The sequence below is a fragment of the Siphonobacter sp. SORGH_AS_0500 genome (assembly GCF_031453245.1).
Lineage (GTDB): Bacteria > Bacteroidota > Bacteroidia > Cytophagales > Spirosomataceae > Siphonobacter.
In genome coordinates this window covers 4,795,897-4,817,328 of record NZ_JAVIYT010000001.1, presented here as the reverse complement: position 1 = coordinate 4,817,328, position 21,432 = coordinate 4,795,897, and the positions used below count along the sequence as shown (strand labels likewise).

Below are 21,432 nucleotides of genomic sequence, written 5' to 3'. Positions count from 1 at the left end.
GTTTTTACTTTTATCCCTAGACTAGCTGCTCCGCCTACCTTCGCTTCTCATTACCTTCTATTTTCCTTCGTATCTACTCCAGATCTAAGGTAGCTACCCTTGGAAAACGTATTATTACTTCAATCGGCCTACTACTTTGAATTTTATAAATACGGATTTGGAATGAGGGGCTTCAGATAATTCTTCGGTCAAATCTTGACCGGCCCAGTGTTCATAGTGCTTGCCATTTCTCCATAGCCTAGAATGAGTTACCTCGTAAATCGATCCCTCATAGGCAACCCATATTTCTTCTCTATCCTGTCCGTTTCTCAAGGCTAACTGTGATTTTGTATAGAAGGGCAAATCGTCCATAGATCTCATTTTATTAATTTAAGTTGTTTACCTAGGGGTATAGCGTATTTTTTAGAATTCTACTATTTTAGTGAAAAATTATAGCACTTATGAAAAAGTATTTATTATTCTCTATTATCCTTATTTCTTCTGTGTTTGTAAGTAGTTGTGGCAAATCCAATCCCAAGCCTATATCGGAAGTAATCCGTAAAGTTTGGACTGCTAATACCGTTAAGGAAAATGCCACTACAGTTTATACGAAAGGAGCTACTGGCAATATTAAAGATAGTTATTCTTACTTCAAGCTTGATCTCAGTAGTACAGCTCAGCAAACGGTTAGACTTACCACTATTGATCAGACTACCTTTGTAGGCAACTGGACTATTTCATCTGATAATTCAAAATTAACGCTTACCAATTTACAGCCCGTTCCTACGGGTACAACAGGAACTATAGAATTCACTTTTGACGGAGCTCCAACGGAAACACAACTGAACCTGACTCGTACTTCACCAGACGCGAAAACGGGTAATACCACCAACAAGTATCAGTTAGTTAATCCTTAGTTGAACAAATTATACATTATTTTTGCAGAGCCTCCGTTCAGGGAGGCTTTTTTCATGCTCGGAAACTAATGCCTTTTTCATAAGGTTAGCAAAGAATGGAACGTACGGAATTGAATATACTGGGAGAGTTTGGACTTATTGATCGCATTGCATCTCAAAGCCAAATTCATAATCCTACTACGATTAAAGGGATTGGTGATGACGCTGCTGTAGTTGTCGCTGACCATGGCTATCAACTGCTATCGTCGGAATTACTAATTGAAGGCGTGCATTTCGATTTAGGGTATGTACCCTTAAAGCATTTGGGTTACAAAGTGGTAGTCGCTGGAATTTCTGATATTCTGGCCATGAATGGTATTCCAAAGCAGATCACCATTAACATTGGGCTAAGTAATCGTTTTTCGGTAGAAGCCATTGATGAATTGTATGCAGGGATTTTCGCTGCCTGCGAAGATTATGAAGTAGAACTAGTAGGGGGTGACACTACCAGCTCTCGGTCAGGACTTATTCTTTCAATCTCAGCCATTGGTACGGTTGAAACGGAAAAGATTACCTATCGCAAAGGTGCTAATGCTAATGATATCATTTGCGTTACGGGCGATTTAGGCGGTGCTTACTTAGGGTTACAGATTCTGGAGCGTGAAAAGAAAGTTTTCCTTGAAGCTCCCGAAGCTCAGCCGGTATTAACAGGTCATGAATACGTTTTGCAAAGACAACTGAAGCCTGATGCTCGTCTGGACATCATTAAGCAGTTACGGGAGCTGAATATTGTCCCTACATCCATGATCGATGTTTCAGATGGACTAGCATCGGAGTTACGTCACTTGGCGGCAGAGTCAGGTTTGGGAGTTCGGGTATTTGAAGAACAAATTCCCATTCATCAAAAATCTTATCTGGCGGCTACGGAGCTGAAGCTAGGACCGTTTACTGCTGCTTTGAATGGTGGAGAAGATTATGAGCTACTCTTTACTATTCGTCAGGAAGATTATCAGAAAATCTTGGATCATACGACTGATATCAGTTTCATTGGCTTCATGTCTTCTGATCCAACTGAAGCATTTTTCATTACCAAACAAAATGAGGCTGTTCCTTTAACGGCTCAGGGCTGGGAAAAGTAACACCTCAGCGTATATTGGCAAAAAGGCCCCTAAATCGAATTTAGGGGCCTTTTTATTAGGGATAAAAAGAGTTAAACGAATTCAAAACCTCGCTTGGTAGCATCAGCCACGAACTCTTTAACCTTTTGCTCCTGATCTTTAGGACAGATCATCAGTACGTTGTCAAACTCAGCAACGATGAAGTCCTGGAGGCCTTCAACCACTACCAGTCGCTCTTTAGGTGTTTTGATGATGGAACCCGTGGTGTTATGTGTCACAATGTGTCCATCCATCACATTGCCGTTTTCATCTTTCTCGCTTACCTCATAAAGAGACTTCCACGTACCTAAGTCCGACCAGCCAATGTCACTTAATACGACGTGTACATTCTGGGCTTTTTCCATCACTCCATTGTCAATGGAAATATTGCGACATTGTGGATACGCTCTTAATAATTGCGTTGCTTCGCTGTCGGCGTAAAAGTGAGTAGCCATATCCCGGAAAGCTTCGTCCATTTCAGGTAAATAGGATTCAAAAGCCTTTCGGATTGAATTGGCATTCCAGACAAAAATACCGGCATTCCAAACGTAGTCGCCACTTTCCAAGAAAGCTTGAGCCAGCTGTAAATGAGGCTTTTCGGTGAAAGTTTTCACGCGTTTTACCTCTCCTTCGGCTTGGTCATCAAACTGAATGTAGCCGTAACCCGTATCGGGGCGAGTAGGGGTAATACCCAGCGTAACCAACAAGTCTGAATTCTCAGTAGCATCGAGAGCCACTTTAATCCGGTCAACGAATTCTTGTTCTTTAAGAATTAAATGATCGGCGGGCGTAACGACGATATTGGCTTGAGGGTCACGGGCGGCAATTTTATAACAGGCATACCCAATGCAGGGAGCCGTGTTGCGACGGGAGGGTTCCAAAAGAATTTGGTGATCCGAAAGCTGGGGTAACTGCTGTTTGGTTAAATCGTAATATTCCTGGGAAGTGACAATGTAGACGTTTTCAGGAGGACAGATTTCCGCCAGCCGGTCGAAGGTCATTTGCAGCATGGTGCGGCCAACGCCTAATACATCGTGAAATTGTTTGGGGTAACTCTGACGGGAGAAAGGCCAGAATCGGGTGCCTACGCCCCCGGCCATAATGACTACGTATGTGTGTTGGAAGTTCATTGATAGATTAAAGGATAGATACGTTAGTGTTTTGCGGCTATCTAGAGCAGCTTATCTGGTGGAATGCGTTTTAAAATAATTCTCCACCTGCAAAGCTACGTTTTCTCTTAGATTTCCATAAAACATATTAATATCGGCTACATGCCAGTTTTTGATCGGTAACAAAAAACCAAAGGGTACCCGAGGTTTCGAAATCCAGAGTAAACCATTGTGGTTTTGAGCGTCCGTTAATTTTTTGCGAAATTTAAAGTTAAGGCCAACGCCGCCCCGATGTAAGGAACGCGAAGCATAGGTATCAGATGTATTCCAGAGTAAAGGATTCGTTGAAATAATAGTTGGACCTTCCTGAAAGAAGCCTTTTTCGGGGTGATACCCTTTTTTAAAGGTGCACCAACTTGCAAAAGTCCCGGCCTGGCCTGGCGTTTCAATTGGAGAGATGTACTTGAAAGTTCCTTTGGAAATCGGGCGACCAATTAAGTACGCTGCCACTAATTGAGCTTGTAACTCTTTCCCATCAAAAAAATCCTGAATCAATCGAATCGCGTGAATAGAGCCCTGGCTATGCGAAGCAATAATAATAGGCCGATTCTTATTGTAGTGTCTCAAATAATATTCAAAAGCCTTTTTTACGTCTGAATAAGCTAATGCCAGAGCCTGGTCGCGGGCTGCTGTGTCTTTCGTTACAAAAACGGAATAATGAGCCTGACGGTAACGCGGACTATAAATACGTCCTGAACCATTGAAAACCGTGGCCTGATTAATAATCGAATTACTATCCACACGGGCGTTAATCCGAGCATCATTTACATCCGCATTCCAAGACTGATTACCTTCGGGTTTAGCCGCGTAAAGTGTTGGATGAATAAAGAATACGTCAACTTTAGAGGTGGACTGCTGATCGATATACGCGGATTTTCTGGGGATAAAATCCGCCGCATCCTGCCGATCCGGGAGCGTAGCCCAGTGAGCGGAATTGGAGTAATCAGGAGCGTTAGGTTGCTGATCCATGGAATAGGCTGATTCGATCAAGTAACGTTTAGGACGGAAACACCCGGTGAAAATCAATAGTAATGAGGGTATTAGGATGATCCGAATCAGTGCGTACATGATTGATTAACAATTTAGATTTAAAAGTGTTTCAGAGGGATTGCAACCCTTTCGGTAGTGGTAAATCTTTTAGAAGGAATCCATAAAAAAACGTAAGATTATCAGCTACTTTGTAGATACCTCAGCCTTATTTTATTCCTTCATTATGTATTCACCACTGGTATGAAGCATTTTTTTACGTATTCTTCTCCTATTCTATTTGGGCTAGGGCTTGCTTTGCTTCCTTTTTTCCTACAGGCTCAAATTCTCCTTTCTGGCCAGGTAATAGATTCGGTTACTAAAGAAGCCTTGGCCGGCGTTAGTATAACGATTGTTGGACAGGTAAATGGAACCATTACTAATACCAAAGGGGAGTTTCAGTTGGTGGCTAGTCAAAAGCCCCCCCTTCAACTGAAAGTTTCCAGCGTGGGTTACGCTACTCAGATTGTGGAAGTGAACCCTACGCAAACCTTTCTCCCTATTGCCTTACAAGAACAGGCCCTTTTGGGAGATGAAGTGATTGTTTCGGCTTTCCGAATAGAAGAAAATGTGTTAAAATCACCTGTGACGGTGGAAAAAATGGATATGCGAACGATTCAGTCCACGCCAGCCGCCAGCTTTTACGACGCTTTACGAAATTTGAAAGGAGTAGACATCTCTACGCAATCGCTTACGTTTAGCTCGATCAATACCCGTGGGTTTGCAGGAAATGGAAATACGCGGGTCGTTCAGATGGTAGATGGAATGGACAATCAGGCTCCCGGCCTTGGTTTCGCCGTCGGCAACATGGTGGGGCTATCAGAATTGGACGTTGAAAGCGTAGAGTTATTACCGGGAGCTGCTTCGGCCTTGTATGGCCCCAATGCAACGAATGGCTTATTGTTAATGAACAGTAAAAATCCCTTCACTTCTCAGGGAATCAGTGCTTCGGTAAAAACCGGAATTATGCACGCGGCTAACCGAACTATGGCTACAACGCCTTTTTATGATGTCTCGGTCCGTTACGCTAAGGTTATTCATCCTAAACTTGCCTTAAAACTCAATGTGAGTTACTTAACCGCTAAAGACTGGCAGGCTACGGATTACCGGGATCAAAGTTTTGGTTTAAGTCAGGATGATGCTCGATACCCTGGCTTCAATCGAACTGTTGCTGATAATCAGAATTATAATGGGGTTAATGTGTATGGGGATGAGAATTCTTCCAACGTCAATCTGGCCAGTTTTCGTCCGTATTTTGAAAGTTTCATGCAGTTACCCCAGGAGCAACTGGCCGCGATTGACCCCCGACTGGTAGGGGTAGTTAACGGCGTTCGAAACTTGGCAGCCCTTACCAACCAGTCTGCTTCAACGATTATTAATACCCTTATTTTACCCAATCAGCTTGTGGCTCGTACGGGTTATGCTGAAAAAGATCTGGTGGATTATCGTACTCAGAGTTTAAAAGTCGGCGGGGCTCTGCATTACCGGATTACTCCCAAACTGGAAGCCATTTTGCAGGGAAACTGGGGTTTGGGAACTACGGTTTATACTTCAACAGATCGGTATTACATCAAAGATTTTATTCTGGGACAGTATAAACTTGAGCTTAAAGGCGATGATTTTTTCATTCGAGGGTATACCACGCAGGAACGTTCGGGTAATGCTTATGCGGCGGGCGTGTTGGCGAGTTACCTCAATGAAGCTGGTAAACCCAGTCTGAACGCTGCCAATCTGGGCGGTTCCTGGTATCCCCAATACGCCTTTACCTACGGAGGTGGGGCGTTATCATTTTTCAATCAGGCTTTTCAGTCGGCTATTAATGCGGGTCAAGCTCCTCAGTCAGCTTATGAATCTGCTCTACAGGCGGTTCAGCTTAACAGCGGTTTTCTACAGAATCTGGCTCGTAGCACGGCGGATCAGGGAAGGTTAATGCCAGGAACACCGGAATTCAATGCTGCTGCCCAAGAGATAAAGTCCACGGCTATTCCCAGCGGAGCCAAGTTTATGGATCGGACGAATTTGTATCACGCCGAAGGTATGTATAATCTGAGAAAATGGATTGCTCCAGAGGTGCTTGAACTGTTAGTGGGCGGAAATTACCGAATCTATGATCTAAATTCTCAAGGTACTATCTTTCTGAAAAAGCCTAATTCCAATGCGGAGTATAACATTCAGGAGTGGGGCGGCTATGTACAGGCGTCCAGGTCATTTGCCAGTATTTTGAAACTAACGGCTTCTCTACGGCACGATAAGAATGAAAACTTCAAAGGCCAGTGGAGTCCACGACTTTCAGGCGTATTGACACTGGCCAAACAGCATAACCTTCGGGCTAGTTATCAGACGGGTTTCCGTATTCCCACCGCTCAGCATCAGTACATTAATTTAGAAACGCCCGTTTCATTATTGGTGGGTGGATTAGCCATTACCCGAGATCGGTACCATTTGAACAATTACGCTTTATACACCTATGATGATCGTTATTTAGCTCATCCAACGGACCCTTCCCAGTGGAACAGACTGCAACTCAATCCCCTGAAGCCGGAACGGGTATTAACTTATGAAGTGGGCTATAAAGGATTGGTGCTGAACCGTCTGGTGATTGATGCCTATTATTACCATAGTCTGCTACAGAATTACATTGGTGGTATGGTCTTTGTAACCCCAGAAAATCCATTGATTGGGACAAGAACGGTTTCGACCACAACAAACTATAACGAAGGCATTCGATACCAGGGTTTTGGCTTGGGCTTGGATTATCAGTTAATGAAAAACCTAGTGGTGAGTGGTAACCTTTCTAATACGACCTTACCAACAAAAAACGTAAGCTTATTCAACGGATCGCCTAATCATAATGTTCTGGACGATGGCTTTCAGGTGGGGTTCAACACGCCGAAGTATCGGTATAATCTTTCCCTGACGCGTGCTATTTCGGCTAATAGTGATTGGGGTTTTAACGTAACCTACCGCTACCAAACCAGATTTTATTGGAATGATCTGATTCTACCTGCTCAAGCCCGCACAGCGGTGAACAGCCAGCAAATTGTTATACCGGCTTATGGCACCCTGGATGCTCAGGTAAGCCTTAAAATGAAAAGCATTAAGTCCGTTCTTAAAGCAGGAGCTAATAATCTGCTTAATCAGGCGTATACCACGGCCTGGGCTAACCCGCAGATTGGAAGTATGTATTACGTCGGCTTGACTTTTGACGAATGGTTACGATAATAAAACACCAAAGATCGTTCAACTCGAACTAGTAGTGTAAAATTGAACAAGGCGTTCCTTTCGGGGAACGCCTTGTTTTTAGTATTCAGCAATGCTAATTAAATCCTGAATTCCTCCCACCAACTGAATATTGTCCGGGATGCGAATTCGGTTGTGAGAAGTATGAAGATTACAAATGATTAATATCTGGGCCTGGGGAAAATTCGCCGAAAGTCGTTCGAGATAAGCCTGAAACTCTCCACAGTCAAGAGCGGACTTAAAAATGGTTAGTAAGTAATTAGGCTTGTGCAGATTATAGGCAAACGATAGCTCTTCGAAGGGCAAACTTTGACCAAGATAGACTACCTTATTCTGACGCGAACGAATGACATAATCCGCAAAAAGTAAAATCAGCTCCTGAAGTTCACCTTCGGGTAAAAACAGAATGAATTTTTTAGAGCCTTCCCGCTGCTTATTTAACTGACCATCAATAGCTACAATGATCTTCTGACGAATGAGATTCGCAATGAAATGTTCCTGAGCGGGGCCGATGCTGCTCGTCATCCAAAGCGTACTGATGCGATTCAGAAAGGGATAGATGATATTGATAATCAGGGCTTCAAAACCCAGCTTGATGATATTGGTAGTAATAATTTTCTCGAACTGATCTTCATCAAGGTCGAGCATGGCGAAGGTAAGAGCGTGAATTTGTTCAGGGTAACTAATCTGACTTTCAGAAATGGCATTAACCCGCTGATGGATTTCTTCCGTCTTCATTTTAGCAATTTCTGAAATCTTCAGGCCATGCTCTTTCAGCAGGGCAATATTAAGTACCAGCTTTAATTCCTGTTCGTCATAAGTTCTAATATTGCTGAAGGTACGCTGGGGCTTTAGAATAGCGTATCGTTGCTCCCAAATGCGGAGCGTATGTGCTTTAATTCCTGATAATTGTTCTAAATCTTTAATCGAGTAGGTACTCATGGCTATAAATAGATCACGGAGGGCTGAAGCATACGTTCAAACTCAATACGCAACGTATCAATTAAGGGGGTGGACTTAGTTTATCGTACGGAGAGAGATAGTATAAACCCAATTTCATCCAGTCGGGCTGCTTTATTAAACCGTAGCCGTTTACTATTTGTTTAATAAAAAATACTTATCTCTGATTAATGACTCCTGAGTGCGATCTAATGAAAAAGAGGAAAGGAGAGGGAATAAAAGAAAAAAACCTGACAAGCGACGCTTATCAGGTTTGACAGGAGGGAGAAAGACGGGGTTCGAACCCGCGACCCCCAGAACCACAATCTGGTGCTCTAACCAGCTGAGCTACATCCTCCGTTTCGAGCTACAAATATACTGCAATCAGAAAGCAAAAAGCAAGTGCTTTTGAAAGAAGGGAAGAAGAAAAGTATAAAAAAGTCTTTACCTCTTCCCTGTTTTAACCTTACTTGGCTGATTGATAGTTGGTTTCAGCCACGTCCCAGCTTACTACATTCCAGAAGGCATCTACGTAATCAGGGCGTTTGTTCTGATACTTCAGGTAATAGGCGTGTTCCCACACATCAAGACCTAAAATAACCTTACCTTTTTTCTCGGCAACGTCCATTAAAGGGTTGTCCTGATTAGGCGTAGAGGAAATGGCTAATTCGCCATCTTCTCCTACAATTAACCAGGCCCAGCCTGAACCGAAACGAGCGGCGGCGGCTTTCTTGAATTCGTCTTTGAATGCATCGAATGAACCGAATTTGGCATCAATCGCAGCAGCTAAATCGCCTTTAGGAGCACCGCCTCCGCTGGGAGAAAGGATATTCCAGAAAAAAGTATGATTCCAGTGACCGCCACCGTTGTTACGAACGGCTACGGGCAATTGACCTACATTTTTGAGAAGATCTTCCAGTGTCTTTCCTTCGAGTTCGGTACCGGCAACGGCATTGTTCAAATTCGTTACGTAGGTTTGATGGTGACGGTCGTGGTGGATCGTCATAGTCTGAGCATCGAAGTGAGGCTCTAATGCATCTGCCGCATAGGGGAGAGGAGCAAGTTCAAAAGCCATAGCTGGTTGAATATTATAGAATTTAGAAATAGTAAATGAGTGACTACTCGTTTTAAAAAGGTGTTCCAAGGTCCAAAGGTTCCTTAAACCGATTGCAATATTAAAGAAAGGCTTAGTTCCGTCGTAATTTTCTGAAAAAATCGAGTAGCTGCTGCTCGGTTTCAGCGGCCATAATGCCCGAGGTAACCCGGGTTTTAGGGTGTAATAAAGAGCCCGATTGGGAAAACCCCCGTTTTAAATCACTGGCTCCGTAAACCAAACGCCCCAACTGAGCCCAGTATAAAGCTCCCGCACACATCACGCAGGGTTCAAGCGTGACGTAGAGGGTGCAATCGCGAAGGAATTTGGAGCCGAGGTAATGGCTAGCAGCCGTCAGGGCAATAATTTCGGCGTGGGCCGTTACGTCACGTAATTCTTCAGTCTGATTTCGACCTTTACCAATGATTCGGTTTTGGGATACCACCACGGCACCCACGGGAATTTCGCCCACTTCAGCGGCCTGCTGGGCCAGCTCGTAGGCTACGGCCATAAAGTATTCGTCACTTAACGTCACACGTGTTCGGGTTATCTGCGGGGGTAAAAATACAAATGTCCGCGAATACCGGAACGATCTTCACTAAGGGTAAAATAACCGGAGTTATCCGTAGCAAAGGCAATTGCCTCACCTTGAGGCTCTGGGAAATAGGGCATCACGCGGGGGGAACGTTTCATCATCTGGGCGATGCTCTCGCCGCTATTACGCTTCCAGTAAAAAACCGTTAGGTAATCTTTGATGAGTAACTCCTGCCCATTGGGTGAGAGATCTGCCGCTGTGATGGTAGTTTGGGCAAGGTCTTCTACTACTTCGGCGGTAATAACGCTCTGTGTTGATTGTGGATAAGGCAAACGATAGAGCTTGGTAGCAGAGCTAACTTTGGAAATGATGTAAATATCCTGCGTCTCGTGATCTATAAAGAAGCCCTCTGAATCCCATTGCCCATCGGGATAACGATAGGTAATCCGGTCAATAGCCGAGGATGCTACCGAAGTTTTTCCCGATAATTTGGTAGCGTCTGGTTCGGCAAAACGGTAAATAATATGCGTGGCATACTGGTTGAGGTTGTCTCCCGTATCGCCTACGTATAAAGTCGGAACGCCGTCGCGGATGGAGGCCGCCATGTCCTCCCAATCATTATTAACGGCTCCTTCAAGTACTAAGGTAGCTTTCCATTTTGCATTGGTATCATCGAGCAGATAAATCTCGTTGGGATTACCCGAGTCGTTGTGTGTCCATATAAGATTAGGGCTATAACGACTAACAGCCAGCCCCGACGCTTCAGTTATATCTGGGTTGTCAAGTACCCCTCGATTTTGGGCCGAGCCGAAAGAAGCCGTCTCCGGTTTCTCGGGAAATAGCTTATCACAGGCGGTGGCACCCGTGAGTAAACCTAAAAAAATAATCAATCGATAAGAAGTGTGATAGTTCATGGCTTTTTATAAACTTTAAGTAAAGATTGAAGTTAGTTCTTCTAGAAAATGCTCTAATTTTAAAACAGAATTAAAAACTAACTATCCACTTAACGAAGGAATTTCAGCCTCAACATTACTGTTTATTATGTTCTCTCAAAAGGATTTAGAACAAATTGAAGCCAAAGGTATTGAGATACAAACGGTCAAAGACCAGATTCAGTACTTTATTGATGGATTTCCATGGATGAACCTAACCCGTGCCGCTACGCCGGAGGATGGTATTCTTCAATTAACCGATGAGCAAATTCAGGAAGCTCTCGATACTTACGAAGAATACGTGCCAACGCTTCGGATCGTTAAGTTTGTTCCTGCTTCGGGAGCCGCCACCCGTATGTTTAAATCCTTATTTGCTTTTCTCGAAGCTGGAAAATCGGACTCATCCGTGGAGCAATTCTTCGAGAGAATCCGTGAATTTGCGTTTTATGATGACCTGAAAGCTGTTTTAGCTAAAGACGGATTTGACATCGAAACGGCTGACCGATTAACCATTGCTGAGTATTTTCTGACGGACAAAGGTCTGGGCTACGGTTCTTTACCCAAAGGTTTGCTGAAATTTCACCGTTACGAAAACGAAAATCGTACGCCTGTGGAAGAGCACCTGGTGGAAGGAGCCAGTTATGCCCGCTCGAAAGGCGAAGTCGCTATTCACTTTACCGTGTCGCCGGAGCATAAGGCTAAATTCACGGAATTAATCGAAGAAAAAGCGGCTGAGTACGCGGAGCGTCATAACCTCGGCTTCGGAATTGATTTCTCCGAACAAAAATCTTCAACGGATACAATCGCTGTAAACCTCGATAACACACCGTTCACTGACAAAAACGGTTCGCTGCTCTTCCGTCCTGCGGGTCACGGAGCTTTACTGGCTAACCTGAATGATGTAGAGGCTGATCTGGTGTTTATCAAGAATATTGATAACGTTGTTCCTGATCGTTTAAAGAACACGACAACGATTTACAAACGAGCCATCGCCGGAACGTTGCTGCAAACACGTCAACGGTTATTTGATTACCTCAAGCGGCTTGATAGCGGCGATACCAGTCAGGAATTAATGGCTGAAATCGACGAGTTTTTACGTCGCGTGCTGTGCGTAGAACCCGTTGAAGGTTTCTACGAATGGCCGGTAGAAAAAGTAGTTGAGTACTTCCGTACCAAACTCAATCGTCCAATTCGGGTGTGCGGAATGGTTAAAAACGTAGGTGAGCCAGGCGGCGGACCTTTCTGGGCGAAAAGTTCAGATGGCACGAGTCAGCTACAGGTGGTAGAATCCGCTCAGGTTGACATGGACGATCAGGTACAGAAAGACAAATTCCTGAAAGCTACCCACTTCAATCCCGTCGATTTAGTTTGTTCCTGGACGGACTACACGGGCAAAGCTTTTGACCTTTTGAAATTCCGCGATCCGCAGACGGGCTTTATTACCCAAAAATCCAAAGACGGAAAAGACCTGAAAGCTCAGGAATTACCCGGTCTCTGGAATGGCTCGATGTCGGATTGGAATACCTTATTCGTGGAAGTTCCCCTGATTACGTTTAATCCGGTAAAAACGGTTAATGATTTGCTTCGTGATGAACATAAAGGATAATCAGGAAGTGATTTTATAAAGAAAAAGTCCCGCTGTTTTGATTGACAGCGGGACTTTTTTATAGTACCAATGATTAAGCCAGAACGGCCGTAAATTCAATTTCAATCAGGTACTCTGGACTAACGAGTTTACTGATTTCGTAAATAGCCGTAACGGGTTTGATATCCTTGAAAAACTCACCGTGTGCCCGGCCAATTTCGTCAAACTTTGTTAGATCCGTGGTAAACATCCGCGTACGAACCACGTCTTTCAGGCTGGCTCCGGCTTCTTCAAGCACTTTTTCAATGCGTTCGATGATATTTTTGGTTTGAGCGTAGCCATCATCAGCCTTTACTTTTTCGCCGTCTACGATGGCTACTGTGCCAGCGACTTCAATCAAATTACCGATGCGTACGGCCCGGCAGTAACCTACTTTATCTTCCCAGGGCGAGCCCGAAAGGATGGTTTGACGTTGGGACATGATTTAATTACAGTTGTCAGGTTTACAGTTTTCAGTGAGGGGAACGGAAATACTTTACTAGGTAAGGATTGTCGAAAGTAACCTGGCCCTAAGTTTTGATTACTTTCCCGCCTCGTTCTTTAATAAGGTAATGGCTTCACTTACTTCGCCTACTACTTCATCCCGTGTGCCGTCGTAAATGCCACGGATGTGTTTCTGAGGGTCAATGATAATGAAAGCTCCGCTGTGGAGAATACCGCCGGGCTCGTCGCTGTCTTCCTTAGCAGAAACAAAGTAGGCATTCTGTCCAATATCAAAAATTTCCTTGCGATCACCCGTTACAAAGTACCAGCTCTTTTGCCCAAATACGCCCAAATCAGTTGCGTATTGCTTCAAACGTCCCACACTATCGCGTTTGGGATCAATCGAGTGGGAGAGAAACATGACCTGCGGATCGTCCTTGTATTTCTCGTATAACTTCCGCATTTCCATCGTCATTTTAGGACAGATGGTGGGACAAGTCGTAAAGAAAAAGTCAGCGACGTAGATCTTCCCTTCGAAATTTTTCTGGGTAATGGTATCGCCGTACTGACTGGCAAAAGCAAAATCCGGAATCTGATGATAAAGGGTATCAGTTACTTCTTTCCCGTCTACTACTTTCGTTGAAACCCCCTGCCGTGGCCCCAAAATGGGCAAACGAGCTGGTTCTGATTCACAGGCAGATAAGCCTACCAGTGAAAGTAATAGTACAGATAGTTTTATTATTTTCATGGAAATTTCAATCAGTATTATTTCTTCAAAAAGGCCTTGGCGGCGGCTACACTGCTGCTGGTTTGTTGCTCAACAGCGGTAACTTTTGCTTTCTCAGCTTCTAAATACGCCTTGCCTTTTTCGGGAGATAAATCCAGCAGGGTATCGCCGTTGTAGCTACCCATCCATTCGTCCATTCCTTTTTCGGCTTTCCCCAGAGCTTCAATCAAACTATCGCCCTGAGCTCGTTGTGTGGTATCCTTGGCTATTTGCTGACGGATTTCTTCCTGTAAATCGGCAATCTGCATGTAAGGACCCATGATTTTGTCGTGCATTCCTTCTACTTCTTTCTGAAATTTAGTCAAATCTTCTTTGGGAGGATTCTGACAAGCAGTTAATGCAGCAATGAATAAAAGGGGTAAGCAACCTGTTTTCATAACTATTGGGGGTTTATTAGGAATGAAGCGAATTTAGGACTGACTCAGTAATTCCCGGGCGTTTTCAATCACAGCCGAAGAGGGCTTGGCTCCTCCAATCATTTGAGCAATCTCAAGCACCCGTTCTTCCGTTGAAAGCTGCCTGATGCGGGAAACCGTTCGGTCGGAAGAATGATCTTTATAAACAAAATAATGAGCATCGCCTTTGGCGGCAATCTGATGAAGGTGACTAATTGCAATGAGCTGATGGCCCTGAGCCATGTCTTTCATCATGTTCCCCACCTTAATGGCGATTTCGCCGGAGATACCCGTATCAATTTCGTCAAAGACAATCGTCGGCAACGACCGCTTATTAGCCAGAATGTATTTCACCGCCAGCATTAAGCGACTGAATTCTCCGCCGGAAGCTACTTCCCGAAGCTGCCGGGGTTGAATGCCTTTGTTCGCCGAAAAGAGAAAATTAACCGTATCAATGCCCTGACTGCTAGGTTTGCCCAGTTGCATGTCCACGACTAAACGGCCATTGGGAATACCCAGATCGCTTAACAAGCCCGATACCAGATCTTCAATTTCCGAAAGAACGGCCTTGCGGGAATCTGAAAGTTTGCGAGCTACTTGTTCGAGTTTTTCCCAGGATTTATGAGCGGCTTTTTCAGCCGCAGCCAGATCATCATCCAGATTGAGAACTTTGGATACTTTCGTTTCCAACTCAGCCTGAATACCTAATAATTCGGCTACGGTGGTGACATTATGCTTTTTCTGTAAATTATAAAGCATACTTAACCGCTCCTGAAGCAAAACAATTTTCTCGTCGTCCAGCTCCACGGAATCGCCTTCCGACTCCAGTTCCACGACGACATCTTTAAGCTCAATCAAGCAGCTTTGCACGCGATCCCGCAGGGAAGCGTAAACGGAGTTATAGCCACTGATGGTATTGAGATGGCCAACTACGCTCTGCATCCAACCCAGAATGCTTTGCTCGGGATCGTTGAGGTAACCAGTGGCCGCAATTAACTTTTGCTTGATTTCTTCGGCGTTTTCCAGCGTGGTTAACTCTTTCTCTAGTTCACTCTGTTCGTTTTCCTGAAAACGGGCTTTGGAAAGCTCTTCCAGCAAAAAGGAGTTATAGTCAAATTCTCTCCGAATATCCTTAGCTTCTGCCTGAAGCCGATCGTAGGCTTCGCGTTTTTTTCGGAAATCGCTGAATTGCGTTTTGTAAGCCTCTAGCAAAGAACTGTTCTGAGCGTAGGTATCTACCAGTTGTAGCTGATATTCCTGCGAACCCAGCAAAATAGAATCGTGCTGCGAGTGAACGTCCATTAACTCCGAGCCAATCCGGCGGAGGGTTTCCAGGTTAACGGGCGTATCATTGACAAAAGCCCGGGATTTACCCGAAGGACTAATCTCCCGGCGAATGATGCACGTAGTGTCGTAATCGATTTCTTCTTCTTCAAAAATCGACTTAATAAAGTAACCCGAAATATCAAATTGACCTTCAATGATACATTTCTGGTTGGGATCCCAGAGCACTTTCGTGTCGGCCCGATTGCCCCGAAGCATGCCAATGGCTCCCAGTAAAATGGACTTTCCCGCTCCGGTTTCACCAGTAATGATATTTAAACCTCCGCTGGGCGAAAGTTCAAGGGTTTCAATAAGTGCGTAATTCTGTATAAGCAGATTGGAAAGCATGAGTAGGAATAAGGGTCACCTTCAAAGGTACAAAAGGATACGAGGCGGCGTATGCCAAAATTAAAAGGCAGCGTTTATATCGTAAACAATTTCCTCAATCTGCTGTAGCGGATAGCGGCGTTCACGCTGTAAACCATCTTCCAGAGTAATCACCTGATTTTCTTCCGAAATGAAGCGACCAAAATAAGTAACGCCGTTTCGCAACACCAGGTTGAGATGAATGCCTTTCAGGCCCGAAAGGGCTTCTGACGTAGCCGGAATTCTAACGATTCTTTTCCCCATGATAGGTCATAACGTAATGATGCTTAATCTCGCCCGTACAGCTTAGGCCGTGGCGTTCGTAAAAACGGCGGGCGGCTTGATTAACCTGTAAAACGGTAAGTTGCAAAGGTAAGTTCTGTTGCTGAGCTTCGGTCTTTAATTCTTCCAATAATAAAGACCCAATGCCTCGATTCTGGAAGGGGGGCAAGATATAAATTTCCGAAAGAAATATTTCCTGATCCCGCCGTTCTACGCGGAGTATGCCAGCGGGTTGCTCGTCATAATAGATGATCTGAATGACGGATTCCTGAAAAGTCTCATCAAAGAAGTTTCGCTGGACTTTTTCGTACCAAGCTCCCCAGGTAGCCACTACGTACGAACCCAGCGTTTTTTTCTTAACCCAATAGATCCAATCTCGGTCTTTAGTGGTGGCAGGGCGTAGCGAAATCATAACTAAAAGGTCTAAAAGCTTTATTCCAGAAGCTTACTTGACGAGTTGTCGGTATGAATCGGCTTTGGTTGGATCGAGTTGGGAAAGAACCTGATAGACCTGATTTTTCTCGGCAGCCGTTCCGCGGGAAAAGACCTGGATTAACTCGTTGGATTTGGCATCAAAAAAGCTGTTAATTACTAACGAAGAAGGCTTGAGCTGAACAACCTGACGAATGTTATTTAAAACGCCGAGGATATTTTTACGGGCCTCATCGGGCTGATCACCAAAGGTATCCAGGGCCAGACGGTGATACGTATAAAGGCCCTCACGGAAAGGAATCAACTGCTGATTCTGAAGATTTTCCACCAGCCAATACCGGCTCCGTTGGTCGCCACGTTGATCCCAGCCGATAAAACCGCCCGTCGAAGCCAAATTGGCTACGTTATACGCCCGCTGAATCCACTGTTCGCCGCCGCGTTTTCCGAAAGAATCATAATCCAGAGCCAGAGCGATGTAACTGTAATAAGCCAGGAGCGATGTCAGGTTATCTGAAAAGACATTATCATTAAAATTCAGCGGATTTTCGGGTAAATACCTGAAAGAAAAGGACCGGTCTACGTACCGCAGCAGTACGCTTTCATAACTGGAATTATAAATGGGACGATAGACCTGAATAACGGCCTGAGCGTCGTAATCGCCCTGAGCGGTGGCCTTCTGAAAGGTTAATGAAATATCCAGTCGAATTTTTTCTTCTTCCCGAAACTGATCGTTTGTCCAGCGACGACCATTTACAAATTCGGTCATCACCCGTTGCAGCTCTCCAAAAACCTGCTGCCCATTATTAGATTGCTGATTTACCCGCATCTGATCGGTCCGCAGCGTGACGGTGCAGGCAATTTCCTGAGCTTTAATGACTGGGTTAATCAGCAAAAGGCAGGAAAAGCATAACCCAAGTTTCTGTAAAAAGCTTTTCATAACGTATCGGGGATGGATGGCATTATAAATACGCGGCAATAGCTTCGAGAATATCCGTTGCCACTGCCGTTTTCGATTTTAATTCATAAGAAAGCAAACGCTGCTGCCGATCAATAATACTGATCTGGTTGGTATCGTGTCCAAAGCCTGCTCCGGCGTTTTGAAGCGAATTAAGAACAATCAAATCCAGGTTTTTCTTCAGAAGCTTCTGCGTCGCATTTTCTACTTCATTATTGGTTTCCAGGGCAAAGCCAATCAATAATTGACCAGGTTTTTTCTGACTGCCCAGGGTCGCTGCTATATCAACGGTTTTCCGAAGTTCAATATTGAAAATGGCTTCCTTCTTCTTGATTTTTTCCGAAGCTACCACGCTGGGGGTATAATCAGCAACGGCGGCGGCTAGGATGGTAACATCCTGTTCAGGAAAAGCCCGTTGAGCCGCCTCATACATTTGCCCGGCTGAACGAACATCAATTTTTCGGATAGTTGGATTTTTAATGAGCAGGTGTGTGGGGCCACTTACTAGGGTTACCAGAGCTCCCGCTTCTGCCAGAGCCTCTGCCAGGGCGTAACCCATCTTTCCGGTAGAATGATTGGAAATATACCGAACGGGATCAATAGCCTCCTGAGTAGGGCCAGCAGTTAGTAATACTTTTTTGCCTTTCCAGGGACTATCCTGCTGAAAGTGTTTTTCTAAAATACTCAGTAATTCTTCGGGCTCCGCCATACGGCCTTCGCCGGTTAATCCGCTGGCGAGTTCTCCGTATCCAGCCTGAATCATGCGATTACCAAAGCTTTCCAGCCGTCGCAGGTTTTCTTTCGTCGCCGGGTGCTGATACATATCCAGATCCATCGCCGGAGCCCAGTAAACCGGACAGCGAGCGGATAAATAAACGGCTGAAAGCAGATCATCCGCCTGGGCATGAGCGGCTTTGGCGAGGGTATGTGCCGTGGCAGGAGCAATCAGCATCACATCTGCCCAAAGGCCTAAATCCACGTGATTCGTCCAGGTACCTGTTTCTGGATTACTAACAAACTGACTGTAAACAGGACGCTTGGAAAGCGTCGAAAGCGTTAATGGGGTAATAAACTCGGTAGCCGCCTGGGTCATGACGACCTGTACTTCGGCCCCGGCTTTGATAAGTAAGCGAACCAGACTGGCAATTTTATAGGCAGCGATACTACCGGAAACGCCCAGTAACACCCGTTTTCCTGCAAGCATAAGATCGGTATTATATGAAAAAACCTCCGTATCGGCGAAGATACGGAGGTTTTTTCGAAGGGCTAGTGATTAATCTTCACTGGGTAAATCGGTGCGGTAACGCCAGTTTACTTTCTCTTCGATATATTCTTCGATGGCCAGAGAAGAAGGCTTCGGCTGACGCTCGTAATGCTTTGAAATTTCGATTTGTTCGCGGTTTTCAAAGATTTCTTCCAGGTTATCTACCGTTGAGGCAAACTCCGAAAGTTTCTGGTTAAGCTCTTCCTTTTGTTTAACGGAAAGTTGCTTGGCACGAGAGGCCATAATGGCCACGGCTTCATAAATATTGCCGTTCGTCTTAGCGGCCAGTTTGTCTGTGTCGCGGGTGACGATAGAAGGATTGGCAGGCATATCTCTGATCTTTATTGTTTACGATTTGAATGGAATCACTCACCCCAGGTGAGCTTATTTATTAGTCGAGCCACCTACGCGTCCGGTCGAAGCGGGTTCAGCAGCTTTTTCTTTTGCTTTTTCCTGAGCAGCTTTCGCGATTCGCTCTTCTTCAGCCAGTCTGCTCGATTGTTTCACGGAATCTTCGTAGAACCGCTCGGCTTTCTTGGTGAATTTTCCCTGCGGAAAAGCATCAACGAAATCCTGGTAATATTTTACAGTTTCGTCGTAACGCTCTTTTTGCTTATTGTAAATACTGTTCTGAGCAAATTCGTACTGAGCCTGAACCTGTAAGAAGGCTAACTCTTCGTTGTAATCAGAGTCTGGAAATTCTTTCTTAAAGTTGTTAATGGCGTAAACGGCAGAGCGGAAATTCTGGAGGTTCGCCGGGCTGGTTTTAAAGTACAGCTTGGCCCGTTCGTACGCTTTCTTTTCCAGCTTCCTGCGAGACTCCTTGATAATTTTGGAAGCTTCGTCTACGAATTTACTCTGAGGATACGTGTTAATAAAGCTTTGCATGTTATCCATAGCCGTCAAGGTACTAGCCTGATCCAGGTAATAGGGCATGGAGGCCCGGTACGAGGCATAGGAACTCATGTAAAGAGCTTCTTCGGCGTAGTCACTTCGGCCAAAGGTTTCGTAAAACCGTTTGAACTGGAAGGAAGCTACTTCATACTGCGAAAGGTGATAATTACAGTAGGCTTCATAAAACGTAGCCAGCTCCTGTTGATCCGAACCTTTCAAGATAGGTTTAAGCTCTTCGAAGAGTAAAACGGCTTTATCGTAGTCGCCTTTTTTGTAATATGTCAAAGCAGCCTGATACTTCTGCTCGTCCGTACCTTTCTTGCGAAGTTTCTCAAAACTTCCGCAGGAAGTCAAAAGGGCGGTAAGGCCCAGAAATAGAACAAAATACCGAATAGTCTGCATAAGTCCGCAAAGATACGTCTTTCCTTTTAGAGTTAACAATGGTTCCGTAGGCTTTTTAAGTAAGATGGCAGCCCTGTTAACGTAAAAAGATGCAAAACTATTCGGTTGAGGTTGCTTTATTATCAGATTTTCCTAAAAACAGGATCTAAAAGTCTCGTTATGAAAGGGTTTGATTCGTGTTTGAGGTGGTTTGAAAGGAGTTTGATCATTGAAAAGGTTGGAGACTTTTCAAGTTCCGTCTACGTGCGAAACGAAATCAAACCTCTCAACCCTTATTAACCTTTTCAAACAGCGTCAAACCCACCTAATACCCTTTTTTCGGATCAATGATGTTTTCCAACGGCTGGTTAGCCAAAAAACGATCCAGGTTTTCCAGAAAAATATCTGATAAATCCCGGAATTCTTCGCGGTAACCACCGCCGGAATGCTGGGAAAGAATAACGTTGGGGCAATCCCAGAGCGGATGTTTTTCGGGAAGGGGTTCTTCCTGGGTTACGTCCAGTACGGCTCCGGCGATATCCCCGTTCAGTAAGGCATGGGTGAGAGCTTCTTCGTCGACGGTAGTACCCCGGCCTACGTTAGCAAATACGGCATTACCGTTCAAACGGCTAATCATCTCAGCTGATACAAATTTGCGGGTTTCTTCCGTCCCAGGCAGGGTATTAATGATCACGTCAAACTCCTGAATGCCGTTTATGAGCTCTTCTGGGGTACGAAAACGGGCTTCGGGACTACTGCGACCAAAAAAGTCGATGGGGCAATCAAAACCGCTGAGAATTTTCTTACAGGCTTGTCCAATACTGCCCGTGCCGATGATGAGCACTTTTTTCTTTCGCAGTAAGCTCATCTCGCATCGCATGGATTGCCCCACCCATTTATTCTGACTGCGAAGAATGCCGAAAACGTCCATTTTTCGGTAAAAAGCCAAGATTCCGCCCACCGCCGTTTCGGCACAGGGTTGGGCATAAAAGCCTTTCATGTTCGTTAACGTGGCCTTGGTTTTTAAATCCTGGTATTTATCAAATCCAACGGAATGTAACTGCACCCAGCGAAGATTTTTGGCGTTTTCGAGCCACTCTGCCGGTACATTACCAAAAATGATATCCGCCTTCTCGACGTTTTCCCGACGGGTAGATTCGGATAAGTCGGATTCAAAAACTGCCTGAACGGACTCGGGAAGTTTGCTGGTAAAGTATTCTTTTTCGGAATTGCCTAAGGGCGTTTGTACGTATACATTCATGAGTATGCTCTGGTTTGTATGCCCGAAAAGGTCTAAAAATTCTAAACCAAACAGCAGA

General features: G+C 44.8%; 22 protein-coding genes and 1 tRNA gene. 4 read left to right on the top strand and 19 right to left on the bottom strand.

Annotated elements, in window-relative coordinates; genetic code table 11:
* Positions 1–114: 114 nt before the first annotated feature.
* Entirely contained in the window at positions 115–360 is a 246-nt protein-coding gene (locus tag QE357_RS20220; RefSeq protein WP_409050255.1) for a cytochrome b5 domain-containing protein, read from the bottom strand.
* A gap of 80 nt (positions 361–440) precedes the next feature.
* Between QE357_RS20220 and QE357_RS20215 the strand changes: the two genes are divergently transcribed.
* Together QE357_RS20215 and thiL are read left to right on the top strand one after the other, a co-directional pair.
* Positions 441–896, top strand: a complete 456-nt coding sequence (locus QE357_RS20215; RefSeq protein WP_309711276.1) for a hypothetical protein — start codon at positions 441–443, stop codon at positions 894–896.
* Positions 897–991: 95 nt separating this feature from the next.
* The gene (thiL, locus tag QE357_RS20210) at positions 992–2,014 is read left to right on the top strand and encodes a thiamine-phosphate kinase (RefSeq protein ID WP_106637085.1); all 1,023 of its coding nucleotides are present in this window, start codon (positions 992–994) and stop codon (positions 2,012–2,014) included.
* Positions 2,015–2,085: 71 nt separating this feature from the next.
* Here the strand turns inward: thiL and QE357_RS20205 are convergent, their stop codons facing one another.
* A complete protein-coding gene (locus tag QE357_RS20205) occupies positions 2,086–3,162 on the bottom strand; it encodes a mannose-1-phosphate guanylyltransferase (RefSeq protein ID WP_309711272.1) in 1,077 nt (358 codons plus the stop codon).
* Positions 3,163–3,213: 51 nt separating this feature from the next.
* Positions 3,214–4,269: a DUF3089 domain-containing protein gene (locus tag QE357_RS20200; RefSeq protein ID WP_309711269.1), complete on the bottom strand. Its 1,056-nt coding sequence runs from the start codon at positions 4,267–4,269 to the stop codon at positions 3,214–3,216.
* Between the two features lie 162 nt (positions 4,270–4,431).
* Here QE357_RS20200 and QE357_RS20195 point away from each other — a divergent pair, with 162 nt between their 5' ends.
* Positions 4,432–7,449, top strand: coding sequence for a TonB-dependent receptor (locus QE357_RS20195; protein ID WP_309711267.1), 3,018 nt, complete (start codon positions 4,432–4,434; stop codon positions 7,447–7,449).
* A 78-nt stretch (positions 7,450–7,527) separates the two neighbouring features.
* On the opposite strand, the gene QE357_RS20190 is transcribed toward QE357_RS20195, so the two are convergent.
* The 5 genes from QE357_RS20190 to QE357_RS20170 all read right to left on the bottom strand — a co-directional run bounded on the left by QE357_RS20190 (position 7,528) and on the right by QE357_RS20170 (position 10,948).
* A complete protein-coding gene (locus QE357_RS20190) occupies positions 7,528–8,409 on the bottom strand; it encodes a MerR family transcriptional regulator (RefSeq protein ID WP_309711263.1) in 882 nt (293 codons plus the stop codon).
* A 280-nt stretch (positions 8,410–8,689) separates the two neighbouring features.
* A tRNA-His gene (locus tag QE357_RS20185) sits at positions 8,690–8,765 on the bottom strand.
* Between the two features lie 107 nt (positions 8,766–8,872).
* Complete coding sequence (locus QE357_RS20180) at positions 8,873–9,481, bottom strand: superoxide dismutase (protein WP_106637080.1); 609 nt, start codon at positions 9,479–9,481, stop codon at positions 8,873–8,875.
* A gap of 112 nt (positions 9,482–9,593) precedes the next feature.
* Positions 9,594–10,034 carry a nucleoside deaminase gene (locus QE357_RS20175; protein ID WP_369804162.1) on the bottom strand — a complete coding sequence of 147 codons (441 nt, stop codon included), beginning with the start codon at positions 10,032–10,034 and terminating at the stop codon, positions 9,594–9,596.
* An 11-nt stretch (positions 10,035–10,045) separates the two neighbouring features.
* Positions 10,046–10,948, bottom strand: coding sequence for a hypothetical protein (locus tag QE357_RS20170; protein ID WP_309711260.1), 903 nt, complete (start codon positions 10,946–10,948; stop codon positions 10,046–10,048).
* Positions 10,949–11,075: 127 nt separating this feature from the next.
* Between QE357_RS20170 and QE357_RS20165 the strand changes: the two genes are divergently transcribed.
* Entirely contained in the window at positions 11,076–12,572 is a 1,497-nt protein-coding gene (locus tag QE357_RS20165) for a DUF4301 family protein (RefSeq protein ID WP_106637077.1), read from the top strand.
* 73 nt (positions 12,573–12,645) lie between these two features.
* On the opposite strand, the gene QE357_RS20160 is transcribed toward QE357_RS20165, so the two are convergent.
* The 11 genes from QE357_RS20160 to QE357_RS20110 form a co-directional block, all read right to left on the bottom strand.
* A complete protein-coding gene (locus tag QE357_RS20160; protein ID WP_106637076.1) occupies positions 12,646–13,032 on the bottom strand; it encodes a RidA family protein in 387 nt (128 codons plus the stop codon).
* Positions 13,033–13,131: 99 nt separating this feature from the next.
* Positions 13,132–13,782, bottom strand: a complete 651-nt coding sequence (locus QE357_RS20155) for an SCO family protein (protein WP_309711255.1) — start codon at positions 13,780–13,782, stop codon at positions 13,132–13,134.
* Positions 13,783–13,799: 17 nt separating this feature from the next.
* On the bottom strand, positions 13,800–14,198 hold the full coding sequence (locus QE357_RS20150; RefSeq protein ID WP_106637074.1) for a hypothetical protein: 399 nt from the start codon (positions 14,196–14,198) through the stop codon (positions 13,800–13,802).
* A gap of 33 nt (positions 14,199–14,231) precedes the next feature.
* Entirely contained in the window at positions 14,232–15,887 is a 1,656-nt protein-coding gene (gene recN, locus QE357_RS20145; protein WP_106637073.1) for a DNA repair protein RecN, read from the bottom strand.
* A 60-nt stretch (positions 15,888–15,947) separates the two neighbouring features.
* Positions 15,948–16,169, bottom strand: coding sequence for a hypothetical protein (locus QE357_RS20140; RefSeq protein ID WP_106637072.1), 222 nt, complete (start codon positions 16,167–16,169; stop codon positions 15,948–15,950).
* The gene (locus tag QE357_RS20135) at positions 16,150–16,599 is read right to left on the bottom strand and encodes an N-acetyltransferase (RefSeq protein WP_106637071.1); all 450 of its coding nucleotides are present in this window, start codon (positions 16,597–16,599) and stop codon (positions 16,150–16,152) included. Before QE357_RS20135 ends, QE357_RS20140 begins: the two co-directional genes overlap by 20 nt.
* 33 nt (positions 16,600–16,632) lie before the next feature.
* Positions 16,633–17,556: a DUF4835 family protein gene (locus QE357_RS20130; protein WP_307141556.1), complete on the bottom strand. Its 924-nt coding sequence runs from the start codon at positions 17,554–17,556 to the stop codon at positions 16,633–16,635.
* 22 nt (positions 17,557–17,578) lie between these two features.
* Positions 17,579–18,778 carry a bifunctional phosphopantothenoylcysteine decarboxylase/phosphopantothenate--cysteine ligase CoaBC gene (gene coaBC / locus QE357_RS20125; RefSeq protein WP_309711246.1) on the bottom strand — a complete coding sequence of 400 codons (1,200 nt, stop codon included), beginning with the start codon at positions 18,776–18,778 and terminating at the stop codon, positions 17,579–17,581.
* 69 nt (positions 18,779–18,847) lie between these two features.
* Positions 18,848–19,168: a DNA-directed RNA polymerase subunit omega gene (locus QE357_RS20120; RefSeq protein ID WP_106637069.1), complete on the bottom strand. Its 321-nt coding sequence runs from the start codon at positions 19,166–19,168 to the stop codon at positions 18,848–18,850.
* A 54-nt stretch (positions 19,169–19,222) separates the two neighbouring features.
* On the bottom strand, positions 19,223–20,134 hold the full coding sequence (locus tag QE357_RS20115; protein WP_106637068.1) for an outer membrane protein assembly factor BamD: 912 nt from the start codon (positions 20,132–20,134) through the stop codon (positions 19,223–19,225).
* Positions 20,135–20,438: 304 nt separating this feature from the next.
* Complete coding sequence (locus QE357_RS20110; protein WP_309711242.1) at positions 20,439–21,374, bottom strand: D-2-hydroxyacid dehydrogenase; 936 nt, start codon at positions 21,372–21,374, stop codon at positions 20,439–20,441.
* Between the last annotated feature and the right edge of the window lie 58 nt (positions 21,375–21,432).